The organism is Mesorhizobium sp. BR1-1-3 (assembly GCF_020165455.1).
GTDB classification, from domain to species: domain Bacteria; phylum Pseudomonadota; class Alphaproteobacteria; order Rhizobiales; family Rhizobiaceae; genus Mesorhizobium; species Mesorhizobium ciceri.
This window is the reverse complement of record NZ_JAIUIC010000005.1, coordinates 435,094-451,740: the sequence shown is the minus strand read 5'-3', so window position 1 is coordinate 451,740 and position 16,647 is coordinate 435,094. Positions and strand designations below refer to the sequence as shown.

The 16,647-nt window shown below is 58.4% G+C and carries 13 protein-coding genes; 6 read left to right on the top strand and 7 right to left on the bottom strand.

Annotated features, from left to right (window positions below; all coding sequences use genetic code 11):
• Positions 1–1,367 (bottom strand): VCBS domain-containing protein (locus LB559_RS14830; RefSeq protein ID WP_318014168.1); only part of this gene is annotated, 1,367 nt, incomplete at its 3' end.
• A gap of 1,892 nt (positions 1,368–3,259) precedes the next feature.
• On the opposite strand from LB559_RS14830, the gene LB559_RS14820 reads away from it, so the two are divergent.
• Positions 3,260–3,514, top strand: coding sequence for a hypothetical protein (locus tag LB559_RS14820; protein WP_064994889.1), 255 nt, complete (start codon positions 3,260–3,262; stop codon positions 3,512–3,514).
• A gap of 8 nt (positions 3,515–3,522) precedes the next feature.
• On the opposite strand, the gene LB559_RS14815 is transcribed toward LB559_RS14820, so the two are convergent.
• From LB559_RS14815 to LB559_RS14800, 5 genes are all read right to left on the bottom strand, one after another.
• Positions 3,523–3,921, bottom strand: a complete 399-nt coding sequence (locus LB559_RS14815; RefSeq protein ID WP_224674375.1) for a hypothetical protein — start codon at positions 3,919–3,921, stop codon at positions 3,523–3,525.
• A 59-nt stretch (positions 3,922–3,980) separates the two neighbouring features.
• Positions 3,981–4,340 (bottom strand): hypothetical protein, encoded by a 360-nt coding sequence (locus LB559_RS14810; protein ID WP_064994890.1) that lies wholly within the window; start codon positions 4,338–4,340, stop codon positions 3,981–3,983.
• A 313-nt stretch (positions 4,341–4,653) separates the two neighbouring features.
• Positions 4,654–4,980 (bottom strand): hypothetical protein, encoded by a 327-nt coding sequence (locus LB559_RS14805; RefSeq protein ID WP_224674374.1) that lies wholly within the window; start codon positions 4,978–4,980, stop codon positions 4,654–4,656.
• Positions 4,981–5,686: 706 nt separating this feature from the next.
• Entirely contained in the window at positions 5,687–5,806 is a 120-nt protein-coding gene (locus tag LB559_RS33165; protein WP_411970053.1) for a hypothetical protein, read from the bottom strand.
• 396 nt (positions 5,807–6,202) lie between these two features.
• Positions 6,203–8,761 carry a membrane-bound PQQ-dependent dehydrogenase, glucose/quinate/shikimate family gene (locus tag LB559_RS14800; protein WP_224674373.1) on the bottom strand — a complete coding sequence of 853 codons (2,559 nt, stop codon included), beginning with the start codon at positions 8,759–8,761 and terminating at the stop codon, positions 6,203–6,205.
• Positions 8,762–9,713: 952 nt separating this feature from the next.
• Between LB559_RS14800 and LB559_RS14795 the strand changes: the two genes are divergently transcribed.
• The gene (locus LB559_RS14795; protein WP_224674372.1) at positions 9,714–10,928 is read left to right on the top strand and encodes a M24 family metallopeptidase; all 1,215 of its coding nucleotides are present in this window, start codon (positions 9,714–9,716) and stop codon (positions 10,926–10,928) included.
• Between the two features lie 901 nt (positions 10,929–11,829).
• Here LB559_RS14795 and LB559_RS14790 read toward each other — a convergent pair.
• Complete coding sequence (locus LB559_RS14790) at positions 11,830–12,720, bottom strand: creatininase (RefSeq protein ID WP_224674371.1); 891 nt, start codon at positions 12,718–12,720, stop codon at positions 11,830–11,832.
• Here LB559_RS14790 and LB559_RS14785 point away from each other — a divergent pair.
• From LB559_RS14785 to LB559_RS14770, 4 genes are all read left to right on the top strand, one after another.
• Positions 12,710–13,624, top strand: a complete 915-nt coding sequence (locus tag LB559_RS14785; RefSeq protein WP_064994895.1) for a LysR substrate-binding domain-containing protein — start codon at positions 12,710–12,712, stop codon at positions 13,622–13,624. The genes LB559_RS14790 and LB559_RS14785 overlap by 11 nt on opposite strands.
• A gap of 90 nt (positions 13,625–13,714) precedes the next feature.
• On the top strand, positions 13,715–14,851 hold the full coding sequence (locus LB559_RS14780) for a spermidine/putrescine ABC transporter substrate-binding protein (protein WP_064994896.1): 1,137 nt from the start codon (positions 13,715–13,717) through the stop codon (positions 14,849–14,851).
• 110 nt (positions 14,852–14,961) lie between these two features.
• Positions 14,962–15,807 carry an ABC transporter permease gene (locus tag LB559_RS14775; RefSeq protein ID WP_224674370.1) on the top strand — a complete coding sequence of 282 codons (846 nt, stop codon included), beginning with the start codon at positions 14,962–14,964 and terminating at the stop codon, positions 15,805–15,807.
• Positions 15,804–16,634: an ABC transporter permease gene (locus LB559_RS14770; protein ID WP_084016098.1), complete on the top strand. Its 831-nt coding sequence runs from the start codon at positions 15,804–15,806 to the stop codon at positions 16,632–16,634. Before LB559_RS14775 ends, LB559_RS14770 begins: the two co-directional genes overlap by 4 nt.
• Positions 16,635–16,647: the final 13 nt, after the last annotated feature.

Genomic DNA, 16,647 nt, shown 5'->3' with positions numbered 1-16,647 from the left:
GGGGTGACCTGCTCGGTGACCGCGCCGGTGACGTCCGTCGCCGCCACGACCGGTGCATCGTTGGTGCCGGTGATGGTGATGGAAACGACCTGCGTTGCCGTCGAGCCGTGGCCGTCGTTGACCGTTACGGTATAATGCTCGACCACGCTCTGGCCGGCAGCAAGGTACTGTGAAGCCCCGTTGTTGAGGGCGTAGTGCCACTGGACCGAACCGCTGGCGGCGTTTGCGGCTTCACTGACAGCGTCGAGCGAGAAGGTGCCGAGCGCAGTTTCGCCGGCGGTCGAAACAAACGAAGCGGTATGGCCGTCACTGAGATCGACGTCGTTGAACGCAATCGTGCCGGCGGCGTTGAGCGAGTCGGTCGGCGAAGGCGTCGTGTCGGCATCTTCGACGACCGCGCCAACCTGTGCTCCGCTGGTGATCGAGACGATGTCGTTGGTCCCGGTGATGGTGACGGTCAACTGCGCGGTATCCGTGAGCCCGTGAGGGTCACGGACGGTGTATGTAAACACCTCAGTGACTGTGACCCCGTCCGCGAGCGAGTTGGTGTCCACATCGCTGTTGTTGAGCGTGTAGGTATAGGTTCCGTTCGCATTCAAGGTCAGTGAGCCATAAGTGCCCACTAATGCAGATCCGACCGTGCCGGCACTTCCAGATCCGGATTCAGTACCTGTCCGGAACGCCGACACGACCAGCGATGCCTGACCGTCGTCGGAATCCGTGTCGTTAGCCAGCACATTACCTGACGCCATGGGATCGCCGGGAAACGGTGTATTCCCCGGGCCAACGCCAGCCTCTCGCACGAGATCAGCTCCATTGGTATCGTTGACGCCGACGGGAGAGGTTGGGTCCACTCCGTAGCGCACCTGCTCAATCGCGGAGACCTTGAGGTTGATCGTAGTGAATGTGAATTCTGCTTGACCTGCCTGGCCAGTATTGGCGTTCGAATTTGCTGCGATGAAGGTGCGAAACTTGGCAATTTCAGCGTCAAACGCCGTCATAAATAACGAGTCGGCCAGTTGAGCATTGCTCAGGTAGATAACGAGCGTATCAATCTCGGCGGTGCCTTTCGCAGCATTGCCGTTACCGCCGTCGTAGATGTCGTAACCGGAAAAGGCTGTTTGTCCGGCGATTGTACCTGTGCCGTAAATCTGGGTTCCAATCTTGTACTGGTTTTCCCAAGCTCGATAGATAAGCGTGTCCGCTCCCGATCCGCCCAGAACCGTATCGAATCCGCTGCCGCCATCGAGCGTATCGGCGCCTGAACCGCCGTTCAGGCGATCGTCTCCCGCCCCTCCTGACAGCACGTCGTCGCCGCTGCCGCCGACCAGATTGTCGTTGCTGCTTGTGCCAATGGTGGTTGCCATGCCCCGCCCCTATCGCCCTTGTTGTTGTTGTTGTCACTCATGGGAATTGCCGGCGCCGTCGCGCCGCTTACCAGATTGTCGCTCAAAAATTGCAAACCTATTCGGGCAAGTTCGCCTTCGCCCACAAACGGCTTGATCCTGGGCTGAGCACCAGGATCAGATGAGTTCGCATTCGGACCAATGACATTCGTACAGACGCCAAGCGCCAACGATCGCGAGTCCGCCGGATACCGGATGTCGGATGGATCTTGGCAATCGGCAGACGCGGAGTTCATATCGGTTGAGGGGGAAAACTCATTGTCGATGGAGCAAAGTGCGATTCCGGCTAAATCGTTGCTCAACACATCGAGAGCAATAACGGTCAGTGGTGTAGAAATGAGGATGGTCGCATTTCGGCAAAACTACATACATCGCCTCCGGTCGGCGTTGTATTTGGAAATGATGTTTTGGCTCCGTTGGCATCCGTGCTTTGACAAGAAGCCATTTAACCCCACCCCTTTTACTCGTACACGAGACAGATGCCCTCCACATCTGTTCACTGCCGCATTGACAGATTAGTCTTTCTCCACCTGAACAGTACGATCGACATGCGAATTTTGGCGTCCAGTCGCAGCAAGGCCACAGTGCCGCGATCAGCCAGACATCAACATGTCGTCCGAGTGTAAGGCTTGACCACAACATGTAGCCGGCGACGAATCTGGCAGCCGCGCTGCGTTTCCTTTAGTCTCCATGACGCCCTTTCCCGGCCTGCCGGTCAGGACCATTTTTTAGAAGGCGCTTATATTAACATATTCTTAACGCCAATGAAGAGTAAGCGTCAACATCCAAATGGATGAACAGTTAACGCTGTCGATGTAATTAGCGTTGCGGGCTGCGGACCTGGGGCATGCGGCTGGCGACTAAACGAGGTCACAAGCACGCCGTCGTCGCCTTGGCGCGCAAGTTGGCGCCGATCATGCACCGCATCTATGGACCGGCTCCGCTGTGCAAGGGAATTCGAGACGAGGTGGCCTATTTCGAACGAAGTATGCTCCAGCCGTGGCAGTGGCAGGCGCGTGTCGAACCAGCGGCCGATACCGGTCTGGGGCTTGTAGGTGGAATGTCCCTCGCTCATTGAACTGTCCCTTCTCTCAGTCGATACGAATCTTGGTATCGGAAATGAAATGGAACACCGGGATCGCCATGTTCTCCGGCGCCTTCAATTTCCTGCCTGGTGCGGTGGCGCACGACGGCCGGCTTGCCGCGCCATTGCAAGACCATCGATGTTCCTGGTATCAGCGAAGAGACGGCGACCTCGACCGAAGCAAATGCCTCCGCAGGCGACGCTAGTTCGGCGATCTTTCGTGTTTGCAAGGATTGGTCATGATGACGGTCCCGTTGGTGATCAATATTTGACAGACCCGGCTGACGGGGTAGGCACTCCTGACCTGAAACTAGTTGGCAGGCCCGCATTTGGAGACGGATGAGTTAGGGTGCGGCCCACCTATTCATCGTTCTTTGTTTGTATTAAAGTCGTCGCACTGCCATTTTAAGTGGGATTATAATGGAGGAGGGGATAAACGTGCATATAATCAAATATGTCTTATGCGCGCTCGTTATCGGTCTCTCTTTGGTCGGATGCGCTTGCAAGAAAAGCCTACCGCAATCCGGAGACAACATGTCGAAAGCCACCAAATCAGAACTTCTTTGCAAGCCTGTTGGCGCAAAGTGCTCGAGCGATGACGAATGTTGCGACAAACTTTGCAATACCTTTTCAGGCGGATCCTTCAAATGTGAATAGGATTGCGGCGATAGAACTTCATACACGGCTCGCCCTCCCCAAAGGCGGGCCGTTTGCGTTTCATTAGCAAGTCCTGATACGCTCTCTTTTCCCAAAAGGAGAGGTCGCGAAAATGGCAAAGGCGAAAAAGGCCTTAATCTTCCCACGGCACATTTTGAACGAGGCGGGAGTTATCGCGGATTTCAAGAAGCTGGTTGAGGACTCCGAGAAGTCCGATGACTTCAAGCGCATCGCAAGAGCGGTTATTGCCGAGATGCTTCAATACCGTGCCAGGCAAAACAAGGTTGAAGCGAAAGAGCCCGTGAAACCTGCACCGACAAGGCGCCTCCCGCTTCTGGCGACGAAGAAGGCGGCTACCCAGCCGTAGGGGAATGGCTACCGTCTAGATTTCCGCCAGCCTGCGGCGCGGGCTTCCGCTTCAGAGCAAAACCACCGCTCTCCGTATTCCGGCCTGATGATCGTCTGTGAATAATATTTCTGGCCGGGGACGTGATAGATACGTTCCCCAGTGTCGATGCTGACATTTCCCTTGATGTTGCATCCAATGGAAAAGAGCGACGTGCTAGGAGCCGCGTCAGCCGCTTCGGGCAGTTGCATTAGGCTAGGAGCCGCGCCGATGATGCCAGGGTTCTGCGATAGCACCACGGCCACTGGCACCAAGATCAATGCGAATAGATACTCCAGCCGCCAAAAGCCGCGCCTCCGCTTGGTGGCACTTTTGCGCCAGCGGTTAGCCTGGTCTGCCCCTTCATGACGCCGCTGGACTTTGCCCACGCCCCTCACTCCCAAACGGAAGAATGCGACGTTTGCGTCGTTGAGTCCATAAGCCGGGCCTAATTCACCGGACCCGTGGTGTTCCACCGGATGAACGGAACTTCCGCCCCTGTCACGTCTCGCACCGCCTTCAACAGCACTTCATGAAAGTCTCGAACACGACTCGCAGGACTGGCGACGCCAGAGGATGTACAGGTGCTCCAATGCAGCATGAGCCCAAACAGCAAGCGCCGGACGACGAACTTCTGGCGACAAAAGCCGCCGGCAAGAGCGAGGTTCTTGAGGAAATCCCAGAACACGTCCCGGGCCTCGCTCCTGCCTTTCAGGCGGAAATCCGGCCGGCGCCAGAACTGTTTCCAAAGCAGCGCCGTCACGAGGCAATAGCCCGCCAGGATCAGGGCCGCGAGGCGGGTCGGCAACGCCGCCCAGGATCGCCAGGGACATGAAGACTTCGATACAGAATCCGCCCGCGATCATCACCGTCGCGAATGCGCGACCAGGGATCGCCTGCGAGGCCTGGCCAATCGCCTGGTCGAAATTCAGCACTTTGTCCAGCGCGCTCAACGGCAAGAATAGCCCGACAAGCAGACAGCGCACCGTGAACGTGACGAGGATAGCCGGCATCGGACGGTTTCTTCGAAAGGCCGAAACGCGACCGTTCATCCGGTTGCGCGATCGCCGTTCCCGACCACTCTCATACGGTGGAGCGTCAAATTGGTTCGCAAGCCGCGATCACAATGATGTTCTTTCCTCGTCAGGCCGCGAACCCTGACGGTGCTTTCTTACCCTAGCGATGGCCGACTTGTCGATGGTTATCACCCCGCCGCAGTCAATCCGCACCGTCAGCTTATTGGCTTCGCGATCGATGCGGATGATGTCTCCAACAAGAACAAGTTTATCCCCAGCTCGGGCTTTAGGTGGTGCATCCACCGAATAAGGAGGGTCGTAGGACGGAATGCTTACTCTGGCGCGTCCGCCAGGGAGAACCGTGATGACGGTAGAGGTCAACGCGACCTCGTCGCCAATCTCAAACTCCCGAGGCACACTGTAATGCAGCATGGGGCACCTCCGGTGCTTTCCAGATTAATGCTGGCAAACCAAGTTGGTTGCGTAAAATCTCGCAAATGGGGAGCCCACACTCCCCGCCATCCGAGACCGACGAACGCGAACGGCTTGAAACCGGTCTTTGGCTGGGAGGTCAGCCATTCGGCTTCGTTCTCAAGGATCGGGCCGGTCGGACTTCCCGAACATGGCCCCTTCCGAGGGCCACCAACGCATGATGTCCGTGCTTGGGGAGGCCGTCCGTGGAGAGATTCGGCCGATCAACGGATCGAGATTGGCCATCGCTGATCTTATACTGCCCCGGTACTGATCTCGCCGCAGCGTTTCAGCCGCTGCGCCGCCGTCCACGACGACGATCTCCTCGGTCGCTTGGCCGGCGTTTCCGTCGCGCGATGTCGGCGCGGTCGCTCTTAGGCGGTTCTCGACCTGTCCGGTTTCGGGCGATGGAATGCCAGCGCCACGCGCAACAGCCAGCCGCTGGCTTCCAATGACCTCAAAGCGTGAGGAACATCTGGTCGCCTGGATCGCACGCTAGCCTAGTTGAGGCCCCGACCAATCCTCGGCGACGGTGAGGATGAGCTTGGCGTCGGGAAATACTCGGCGAGTTCGCGCCAGAAATAGGCCGTCGGCCAGTCGACTGCCGCCTTCTAACCGGCGTAGACGACGCCCCAGTCCACCGAATCGCCGCGCTCGGCGGCGCGCATCAGGTCGCGGTGCTCGGGGTTAGAGTTGACGTCCTCCATGCGATGGCACCGCCCGAACCGAGCATCTCAAGCGCCAAAATCAAAGTGTGCGTGCCAGTGCGGCCGAACCCAGCCCGGATAACAGATTAGGCCATGCAATCCTCTTATGGCGGGAGCGGATCATAGATTGCACAGCGCGCGAAACCACTCTCGTCCGTCATGTCGCCTCGGCGCTTTCCGATCAACGCGTCATGCACCTCCGTTGCACGACTGCGAACGGGGGAAAGCTCCCTGACCGGCTCATAACATCCCGCTCTCTCGTGCGAGACATCGGATCCTCTCAAAACCTTTGTCCTCACGTGGGCGGTGGCCTGCTTAAACTCAATCTGATACACCGCGCAATCGGATCGAGAGCGTCGATCGGCGGTTTGGGCAACCGTGCTGCCGACGAGGTTCGACGCCCACCGTAACTGATATGCATACGGCTCGCCCGATTAGCTCTGAAAACGCACTGTTTAGCCTCATTGAGCCAAGCTCTAGCGAGGCAGCGCGTAGGCGATTACCGAATCTCCTGCTTTGGTGCCAGTAGACCCATGACCTCCGGCTACAACGACAAGATACTGCCGACCGTCAGTAGCCTGGTAGGTGGACGGTGTTGCTTGCCCACCCGCCGGCAGCCGCTGGCGCCAAATCTCGCGTCCTGTGCGAAGATCGTAGCCGCGAACGTAGTTGTCCATCGTCCCGCTCAGGAACGCGACACCGCCCCCGGTGATGATCGGTCCACCAATCCCTGGCACTCCCATCTCGAACGGGAGCGGTATGGGCGACAGGTCCCGGACCGTGCCGTTGACATGGCGGTATACGGTCTTGCCTGTCCGCAGATCCACCCCAGCGACATATCCCCAAGGGGGCTGCTGGCATGGCAGATCTAGAAACGAGTAGAATGGGCCCATCTTGGCCGCGTAGGGGGCGCCAAAATTTTCATTGAACACAGGCGCATTCTTCTTGCTCACCACACGAGCTGTGTTGTCCGGCCTGGGTAGAAGCTGGGACGTGAACGCCAGATAGACCGGCATGGCAAAGGCAATATCTCGTTGCGGATCAACCGCGATCGCGCCCCAATTGAAGACACCGAAATTTCCTGGATATACGATGCTGCCCTGCGTGGATGGCGGCGTAAATACCCCATCATACCGCAGCTGACGAAAGCGGATGCGGCAGTAGAGCTGATCTACTATTGTGGCGCCCCACATGTCCGCTCCGGTCAACGGCTTAGGCCGGAATGATACCGCCGAGTGGGGCTGGGTTGGCGAGGTGTGATCTCCGTCGACAGCGCCTTGCGGGGCGGGCTCTTCCTGGACGGGCAGAAGGGGTTTTCCGGTGAGGCGGTTCAGAACAAATATTTCGCCCTGCTTGGTCGGCGCAACCAGAGCCGGGACGTCCTGTCCGCCCACGGTGAGATCGACCAGGCTCGGCTGAGCCGGCACGTCGTAGTCCCAAAGGTCATGATGGACGGTCTGGAAGACCCAGGCCACCTTACCCGTGTCCGCATGCAGCGCCAGGATCGAAGACGAAAACCGCTCGGTTTCGGGTCCGCGCTTGGCGCCAAATTGGTCCGGGGACTCGTTGCCCATCGGAAAATAAATCAATCCGAGCTTCGGGTCGTAGCTGGCGACACTCCATGAATTCGGAGCATTGTTGGAATAGGTCTGACCATTGGGAATAGGAGCGGTGGCACCTGGATTCTTGCTGTCGAAATTCCAGACAAGGGCGCCCGTATAGGCGTTGAAGGCTCTGATCACTCCAGATGGAGAAGTGGTCGCCACGTTGTCATTGACCGCTCCGGCAACGACGACCAGATCGTGAGTGATGACGGGAGGCGACGTCGAATAGAAAGAACCCGGCGTCACGTTGGGCATGTTGGCCCACAGATTGACGGTCCCGTCAGCGCCGCCAAACCCCGGACAGATCTTGCCGGTCTCGGCGCTGATCGAGATGAGCCTGCCATCCGATGTGGGGACGAAAAGCCGCTTCATGCATTCGCGGGTGATGCTCACGCTGGCTGGCGGCTGGTCGCGATTGACGACCGGGTTGGGAGCCCCAGGCTGTGCCTGTCCAGTCACCACATTTTGCGGCACCCCGGCGGCCTGCGTTGTGATTTCATCGACGCTCTGCTGGAGATCGGCGCCAGCCTGTGCGGGCGCCCCGGCAACCTCCGGCGCGAGTGAAACGTTCGGGGGCAGGTCCGCCGGCGTGACCTCCTCGTACGCGACGCCTCGGCAGGTCATGTGTTGAGTAGTGGCCTGAGGTGGCTCTTTTAGCTTGGGATCAAACCGCCATTTCTCTTTGCCAGTAACTGGGTCGAGCGCTATGACAGTGCTGAAGGGGGTGCAGATGTATACCGTGTCGTTCACCATGAGCGGAGTGACCTCATAGGTCGTTTCCTGCGGGTCATTAGGCCCGCGGATTTGCCCCGTCTTGAATGTCCACGCCACCTGCAGTTTGCCGATGTTTTGGGGCGTGATCTGGGCTAGGGGCGAATAGCGCTGGCCCATCGAGTTACGTCCATAGGCGACCCATTGTCCGGGCGGGGTACCGTCGTCTGAAGACGCCACCGCCGCCATGCGCTCCTGATCGAAAGTCCCCGTCACCTCCTCCGGATCCTGAAACATTGAATAGATGCCTGCAGCAGCCGCCAACACGATCACCGCCGTCAAAGCGGCATTGTTGAAATCGAAACCTGGGCGAGCACGATCGGAACCTGTCGCCACCCGTTCAGAACGGTTGAGCTTGTTTATGATGGCTGGCAGGAGCACCAAAACCCCTATGACCAGCAACAGCCCGCCCCGAGGCGCCAAGGCCCACCAGTTGAAGCCGACTTCCCACAACGCCCAGCAGAGTGTGACCAGTGTCGCCAAGGCGTAGAGCCCCACCCCAGTTGGGTTGTGACGCCCCATCAGAATCCCGGATGCGGTGAGCATCGCACCCAGCACCAAATAGAACCAGCTACCGCCCAAGACCGCCAACCAGAGGCCCCCGACGACGAGGACAGCTCCTACGATAACGATGATTGCTGACAGCATGAGCCGATACATCGCGCACTCTCCTGATCAAGTGTGAGTTTGTCGTTTCCGCATCGAAACGCGACCTGATGAAGGCCCTAGCGACGGTTCGACGAATTCCACGCTAGGGCCGACGATCGAGTGCGTGTGGCGTTTCTCCACCCGAACCTCCAGCCGTGGATCTACCACCCCGGAGGACGACAAATGCTGCGATTCCCACGACAACGACGACCAGGGTAATTGCTATTCCGCGATTCACGCTTGAACTCCACATGACGTGCCTGCTTAGTGTCATTCGGGCCGATCTCGCCACCGCGCTTATGGCGGTTGCGATACGTTCAGGTCGAGAATGTTATCCGCGCCGACATTGTCGGCGAGGGCCGCTACAAAGTGTTGTCCGATCGCCTATAGGATCGTTAATCGCCATAGCACCACCATGCTGCCGACTGGATCCGGAGATAGCCAAACGCCGCGCCGACTTTTGCGGATTTCTGCTTTGGCGTGATGATGGGCAACAGTCATGTCTTTCTTCCAACTCGTAAAGAACCGTGATGGTCTCCGAACGCCCGAAATCGGCGATCGTTTCGCGCAAAATATCGGAATACGATGTATCTTGATCACCTTCCCGTGAGCAATCTACCGGCTCCGGAACTTCCGCCTCTCAGTTGGGCGACCACTACGTCGGTCCAAGCTCAAATCATTCTGGGCGAGGGGATGCCCCGAGTCTTTTGGAGGAGCGCCAGTGAACGTGGCATGGCTCGCCCGACGACGTAGACGTTCATCATCTCAAAATGAGCTTTCAGGTTTGGTGCGGACTGTAAGGTGTCGGCTCTCGCTCAAGAAATGAGACGTGGAATATGAGGGGATACCTGAGGCGGTTGGTGATCCCATAATTTTTCAAAATGCAGCCATCAGGTGAATAAATTTTCGTGATACGCCCTCTTGATCGTAGCTTCCTGCATCAACCTCGCAGGGAAAAAGCACGATGACTGAAGACATGTTACACGTGACGGCATGGCATAATGGCGAGAAGGAGTATTCTCCGTTCTCTGAAGCTGAAATGAAACGGCGCCAGAACGATATTCGCCTCTGGATGGTCGAGCACAATGTAGATGCGACGCTGTTCACATCATACCATTGCATCAACTATTATTCCGGCTGGCTCTACTGCTACTTCGGCCGCAAATACGGCATGGTAATCGACCACCACAAGGCAACCACGATTTCTGCCGGTATCGACGGCGGCCAACCATACCGCCGCAGCTTTGGGGATAACATCACCTACACCGACTGGCGCCGCGACAATTTCTATCGTGCAGTGCGCCAACTCGCTGCGGGCGCCAAGCGCATCGGCATCGAGTTCGACCACGTCAACCTCGACTTCCGCCGTCAACTTGAGGAGGCACTGCCAGGCGTCGAATTCGTCGATGTTGCTCAGCCGTCGATGTGGATGCGCTCCATCAAGTCGCTGGAAGAGCAAAAGCTGATCCGGGAGGGGGCACGGGTCTGCGACGTCGGCGGTGCTGCCTGCGTGGCTGCCGTGAAGGCCGGCGTGCCTGAGCACGAGGTGGCAATCGCGACAACCAGCGCCATGATCCGTGAGATCGCGAAATCCCATCCTTATGTCGAGTTGATGGACACCTGGACCTGGTTTCAGTCGGGGATCAACACCGACGGCGCCCATAATCCCGTCACCAACCGTCTCGTGCAGTCCGGCGACATCCTGTCGCTCAACACGTTCCCGATGATCTTCGGCTATTACACGGCGCTCGAACGCACGCTGTTTTGCGATCATGTCGACGACGCCAGTCTCGATATCTGGCAGAAGAACGTCGCCGTCCACCGCCGCGGACTCGAACTGATCAAGCCCGGCGCACGCTGCAAGGACATCGCGATCGAGCTCAACGATATGTACCGGGGATGGGATCTGCTGAAGTATCGCTCCTTCGGCTACGGTCATTCCTTCGGTGTGCTCTGCCATTATTATGGCCGCGAAGCCGGAGTCGAATTGCGGGAGGATATAGATACGGTGCTGCAACCCGGCATGGTCGTCTCGATGGAACCGATGGTGATGCTGCCGGAAGGCATGCCAGGTGCCGGCGGCTATCGCGAACACGACATCCTGTTCGTGAAGGAGAGCGGAGCGGAAAACATCACCGGCTTTCCTTTCGGCCCGGAGCACAACATCGTCGGCGGCTGACCAAGTGTTTTATATCCCGCACGAGTGGCATCGTGGGGTGTCGGGCCGGTCAAATCGGCCCGACCCATACTCAGCGTCACCCGTTTACGGTCTCGTCCACGAATCTGCCATCTATCTGATAAGCGTGTTCACGTCAGACACCCTTGTGACGCGCAGTGATTCTGGCTTGAGTGCACCTGAATATATCGGCGAGGAGATATCGCAGGCACCGCCTAATTGGCCATTTCCGTACTGATGGAGCGGGCGGACTGGCTTACCTGGTACCTTCATGGCGCAACTCGTCTGGTGGTGCCTCAGTCTGGAACAGGGATTAAGAAAACTGCGCGAGACGCGAGTGATGTGCAGTCCATGAAGAAGTGTCGCGCGTCCAACCAATAGCATCGATGATCTCTGAGTAATCACCTTGTCGTTCTCAATGATCGGCTCATGTTGGGACAGGCGCTTCTAGCCGCTGTGCCCGACCGGCATGGTGCCTGTCCGCCCATACATCTGTACGCGTTTCGGCAAGATTCAGACCGATCTCCTGCGTTTGCGATAGGCTGCGCGCTCTCTTCGGCCGCAAAATATGCGCGCACCTTCGCTTTTTGACAGGGACAGAGGCACGGAAATGGAGTCCGTGCCAATCGCCATGTCTGCGACGTATCGGTCGCTTCTACTGACGTCGACACGGACCATCGCCATCCGTGCTTTCACCAAGCGCAGCTGTTTTCGCCTGGCCGGCAAACCTGACAGGCATTTCGTCATATTTCAATTGTAACACCGCGCTGTGGATAGCCGACGATCATCTGCCACAACCATCTGGCAGCCGCTCGCAAACGCATCCGGCCTCCAGCCTCCATGTACAAGTCGGAAGGCAGAAATTCTGTCGGTACATTCCACATAATGTGCGCACGACGGCGCCTCAGCGCGGAAATTCGACCTCCAGCGCCTTGACGATGCCGCTTACACAAACATCGAGCAGGATGTCGCCCTTCGCCTTCGACGCCTCCTTGGGTGATGACAGTGTGCCGCTCGGCGGTGTCCATTCAGGCTTGGGCGGGTAGACATCATAAGGCGGGAAGCTCGCCGGTTTATGATCAACGGCGCGCTCAAGATGAACGAAGTTCGGGTAGAGCGCCAGCATCAGCGATGTTTCAAGCACGCCGCCATGCTCGAGGTCCCAGCCGGCGAACCCGTCTGGATAAAGGCGTGCGATGGTCGCCTTATCGACGAAATCCCAATAGGACAGCACGACGATCTTCATATCGCCAATGCCCCCCCAGCCGAGTTCGCGCAGGGCCAGATCGATGCCCTCGACGATGAACCACGAGTTCTCGAAATGACCGTTCATCAAACAGATTTTGCGTACGCCGTGGCGGGCGAACTCCTTGATGACGTCGCGGAGTGCTGCGACCAGCGTCGCACCATCCAGGCTGGTCGTGCCCGGCAGGTGATTGCCGCCGCCAGACTTCTGATGCGACTTGTAGCCATAAGTGAAGGGCGGCGCGACCAGTGCGCCGATTTTCCCGGCGACGCGTCGGGAGAATTCGACGGGCAACAGCACGTCGACATGCATGGGCATGTGATGGCCATGCTGCTCCATCGAGCCGACCGGCAGGAGGATGGGCACCGAGCCGCCGCGAACCGTTTTGTCATAATCGGGCCAAGGCAGTTCGGCCGCAAAAACAGTGGCATCCGACATACAATCCTCCCAATTTCGGCCATCCAGACTGATGATTAGTGGGGACAAGCGTGATATGGAAAATTTATATTCGTGATCCACGTATGAGAAATATAAATCCATGCGCAACATAATCAACTTCCAGACCGACCTCCTGCGGACCTTCGTGTCGGTAATCGATCTTGGCGCCTATACCAAGGCGGGTGACGCGCTTGGACGTACCCAGCCGGCCATCTCTCTGCAGATCCGCCGGCTTGAGGAACTGGTCGGCGCCCCCCTCATCAAACAGGTGGGACGCACACTGCTCCTGACCAGTGAGGGGGAGATGCTGCTGAGCTATGCTCGCGAGATGCTGCGGCTCAACGATCAGGCCGCTTCCTATTTCAACCGGTCGAAGATAGCAGGCGTGTTGCGCATCGGCCTGCCGAATGACTATGCGGTGGCCTTCCTGCAGGGCGTCATCACCGAATACACCAGCCAGCATCCGGGGATTTCACTTGAAATCCATTGCGGCTGGAGCGCCGACATTCTCGATCGGTTGCGCGCCGACGAACTCGATCTGGCTGTCGCGATGGTCAACAACGAGCGTTCGCAGTACCTGTCACGTTCGTGGATCGAGCGGCCGATCTGGGCTGCTGCTGAAGGGGCGCGCTTCGATTTGGGAACTGGGGTGCATTTGGCGGCGCACCCGGAAGGTTGTGCCTATCGCGCCCGCATGATCCAGTCTCTCGATGCTGCAGAAATCCGGTGGCGGGTGGCCTACACGGGCTCCGGCATCGCGGGGTTGCAGAACGCCGTGGTGAATGGGCTTGGCGTCAGCGCGCTCACTCGCTACACGATGCTGCCTGGCATGCGCGTTCTTGACGAAACGGACGGGTTTCCAGCGCTCGCTGAAATCCGTGTCGGACTGTTCTATAAGCACCCGCGCTTGTCCGATGCCGGTATCAGGCTAGTCAATCATATCGTCGCGCGTCTAGATGAAGCCGGCGTCTCCGGCGACCCGGTCCGGCGGCCGATCGAGTTGGACCGTCAATAAGTGATGCAAATGCATTTATTATAAGAATTAATTTTCCAAATAGCTGAACCCTTTCTACCCTTGCTGGACAACAAGCCAAGGGGAACAACCATGACAATCAAAAAAAGCTTGTCCGGCGTGCGCACGCGCCGCGATCTTCTAAAAGGAGCCAGCATCCTGGGTGGTGGCGCTTTGGCAATGCCGTTCCTCAGCCGGTTGGCGTTTGCCGAACCGGTCGAACTCAATATGCTCGCTTGGTATGGCCACGCCGAGCCAGACGTCGTCGCCGAGTTCGAGGCCGCCAACAACGTCAAGTTCAAGCCCAAATACTACACCGGCGGCGACAACATGCTCGGGCTGATCGCCCAATCGCCTCCCGGAACATTCGATGTCATCCTGTCGGATGCCGAGTACGTGCAGCAGCTCAACGCGGCCGGCTATATCGAGAAACTCGATCCCGCCGACTACCCGTTCGACGAATTCTTCCCCGAATTCCAGCATTTTCCAGGGCACTGGCAGGGCGACGACCTCTATTCCGTCATCACCCGTTTCGGCTTCCTTGGCGTGGCCTACAACACCGAAGCGATCACCGAGAAGGAGGCCTCCACCTACAATGTCTTTTGGACCGAGAAGCTGAAGGGCAAGGTCGGGCATTTCGATTGGCACCTGCCCAATCTCGGTCAGATCAGCCTGCTCACGGGCAACGCCTCGCCGTACGATATTGACGCCGCGGCGTGGAGCGCGGTTCAGGATAAAACGAAATCGCTGCGCCCCCAGATCGGCGGCTTCTTCGACTACGGCGGCACCTTCTCGTCGCTTCAGAACGGACAGATGCTGGCCATGGCGGGCATCGGCGACTGGATCACCGGGGCGCTGGAAAAGGGCGGGGCGAAGGTGCGGACCGTCATTCCGGAAGAGGGCGGCCTGCAGTTCACCGAATCCTTCTCGATCGGCAAAGGCTCGCAGAAGGCCGATCTGGCGAAGAAATGGATCCAGTACATCACCTCGGCCAAGGGCCAGGTGAAGTCTGCCAACATGGTAGCCTATCCGTGCCTCATCCCGAACAAGAAGGGCTGGGAGCTTTTGGCCACCGAAACGCCGGCGGAGGCCAAGCGCCAGGGCATGGTGCTCAACCAGAGTAATGTCATGGACATGATCCGCGATGGGCGTATCACATACCGCCAGTTGCCAGTTCAGCAGAGCCTTGAAGACTGGAACGACTTCTGGTCCGAATACAAGGGATCGTAACGATCAGAAACTGCCGGGCGAGGCTCGAAGGCTCGCCCGGCACCCTTTGAGGCCTCGCCGTGCACCGTGCGGACGGAGGAGCCGTGTTCAATCGGGCGGGGCCTGTGCCAATGCGAAAGTCGATTACACTTTACGGCCTGACATTTTCGCTGCCGATGCTGGTCTGGCAGGTGCTGTTCTTCCTGGCGCCGCTTGTCTTTCTGATCGCTCTCAGCTTCTGGACGGTTAAAAACTTCCGTATGGAACCGGATTTCAATCCGGACAACTGGCTAAGGATGCTTGGCCGTGGCGTCTTCTGGAACGCGTATTTCCGCACGCTATGGCTATCCGCCACCGCCGCGGTTATCACCAGCGCACTGGCATTCCCTTGCGCCTACGGCATCGCCTTCAAGCTGTCCGAAACGGCTCGGCGCTGGGCCGTGTTCTTGATGGTCATACCATTCTTCACCTCTTATCTGGTGCGCGTCTATTCCTGGCAGATATTCCTGTCCGACAATGGCATCATCAACGCACTGCTCACCCATGTCGGCGTCGGCCCATTCGGGATGCTGAATACGACGTTCGGCACCATGATCGGTTACCTGACCTTGAGCTTCCCGTTGGTTGTGCTTCTGCAATTGTTCAGCCTCGTCTTTGTCGACAGAACGCTGATCGAGGCCGCCCACAATCTGCGCTGCGGGCGGCTGCGCACCGTGTTCGAGATCGTCGTGCCGGCGGCAAGGGTCGGGCTGGTGATCGCGGCGCTGTTCTGCTTCATTCTCACCTTCGGTGATTTCGTCAGCCCGCTTTATCTTGGCGGCGGCGATCCGCCAACGCTCTCGATCCTGATCACCGATACGACCAAGTCTGGCCAGCAATGGCCGCGCGCTGCCGTCATCGCCCTGACCATGATTGCGACGCTGCTTGCGGTGGCGTTCGCGGCCGTGAGCTTCGCCTACCGAGAGCGCGGACGATGAATGACTTGAACCGCAGCCGGCTGGTCGACTGGGCGCTGAAACTCTACATCGTCATGTCATTCGCCTTCATCTTCGCGCCAATCGCGGCAAGCTTCGTCTTTTCGCTCAATGTCGACCGCTTCCCGTCGCTGCCGCTTGGTGGCTTCTCAACCATTTGGTACGAGGCTGTCTACGCCGACCCGCTGGTCTGGGAGGGCCTGCGCAACACCTTGATCGTCGGCGCCACCGTCTCGGTCTTGGCAACTGCGATCGGGTTTGGCGCCGCCTATACCGATTTCCGCTACAAATTCTTGGGCAAGCCGCTTTATGTGGCGCTGGCGCTTCTGCCGCCAACCATACCTGTGGTCATCCTTGGCCTCGCCATGCTGGCGTTCCTGTCGAACGTCAGTCTGTCGGGTGAAATCCACTCCGTCATCATTGCCCATGTCGTGATGTGCGCTCCCTTCGCCATGGCAATATGCCGCCTGCGCCTGTCGCAGATGGATCCCTCGCTGGAAGCGGCGGCGTGGAACCTCGGCGCCTCCGAATGGATGGCCATGCGGCATGTGATCGTCCCTTTCTGCCGGCCAGCGATCTTCGCCGCACTCTTCATTACCATGGCAGTGTCATTCGACGAATTTGCCGTCGCCTGGTTTGTATCCGGGCTGCACGAAACGCTGCCGGTCAAGGTTCTCGGCTTCCTGCAGGGCCAGGTCAGCCCGCGCATCAACGTCATCGGCACCTTCGTCTTCCTGGCTTCGATGACCCTGGTGGTCCTCGCTCAACTCCTCCTCATGAAACGCAACGTCGCCCAGATCGGTGGCGGCAAAGCGGAGACCCAGACATGACCGAAGAAGCTCT

Bases quoted from the DNA above. Each gene is read 5' to 3' on its own strand.
- LB559_RS14805 (WP_224674374.1), bottom strand. From the start codon at position 4,980: ATGCTGCATTACAGTGTGCCTCGGGAGTTTGAGATTGGCGACGAGGTC.
- LB559_RS14820 (WP_064994889.1), top strand. From the start codon at position 3,260: ATGGCAAAGGCGAAAAAGGCCTTAATCTTCCCACGGCACATTTTGAAC.
- LB559_RS14800 (WP_224674373.1), bottom strand. From the start codon at position 8,761: ATGTATCGGCTCATGCTGTCAGCAATCATCGTTATCGTAGGAGCTGTC.
- LB559_RS14770 (WP_084016098.1), top strand. From the start codon at position 15,804: ATGAATGACTTGAACCGCAGCCGGCTGGTCGACTGGGCGCTGAAACTC.
- LB559_RS14790 (WP_224674371.1), bottom strand. From the start codon at position 12,720: ATGTTGCGCATGGATTTATATTTCTCATACGTGGATCACGAATATAAA.
- LB559_RS14780 (WP_064994896.1), top strand. From the start codon at position 13,715: ATGACAATCAAAAAAAGCTTGTCCGGCGTGCGCACGCGCCGCGATCTT.
- LB559_RS14775 (WP_224674370.1), top strand. From the start codon at position 14,962: ATGCGAAAGTCGATTACACTTTACGGCCTGACATTTTCGCTGCCGATG.
- LB559_RS14795 (WP_224674372.1), top strand. From the start codon at position 9,714: ATGACTGAAGACATGTTACACGTGACGGCATGGCATAATGGCGAGAAG.
- LB559_RS14785 (WP_064994895.1), top strand. From the start codon at position 12,710: ATGCGCAACATAATCAACTTCCAGACCGACCTCCTGCGGACCTTCGTG.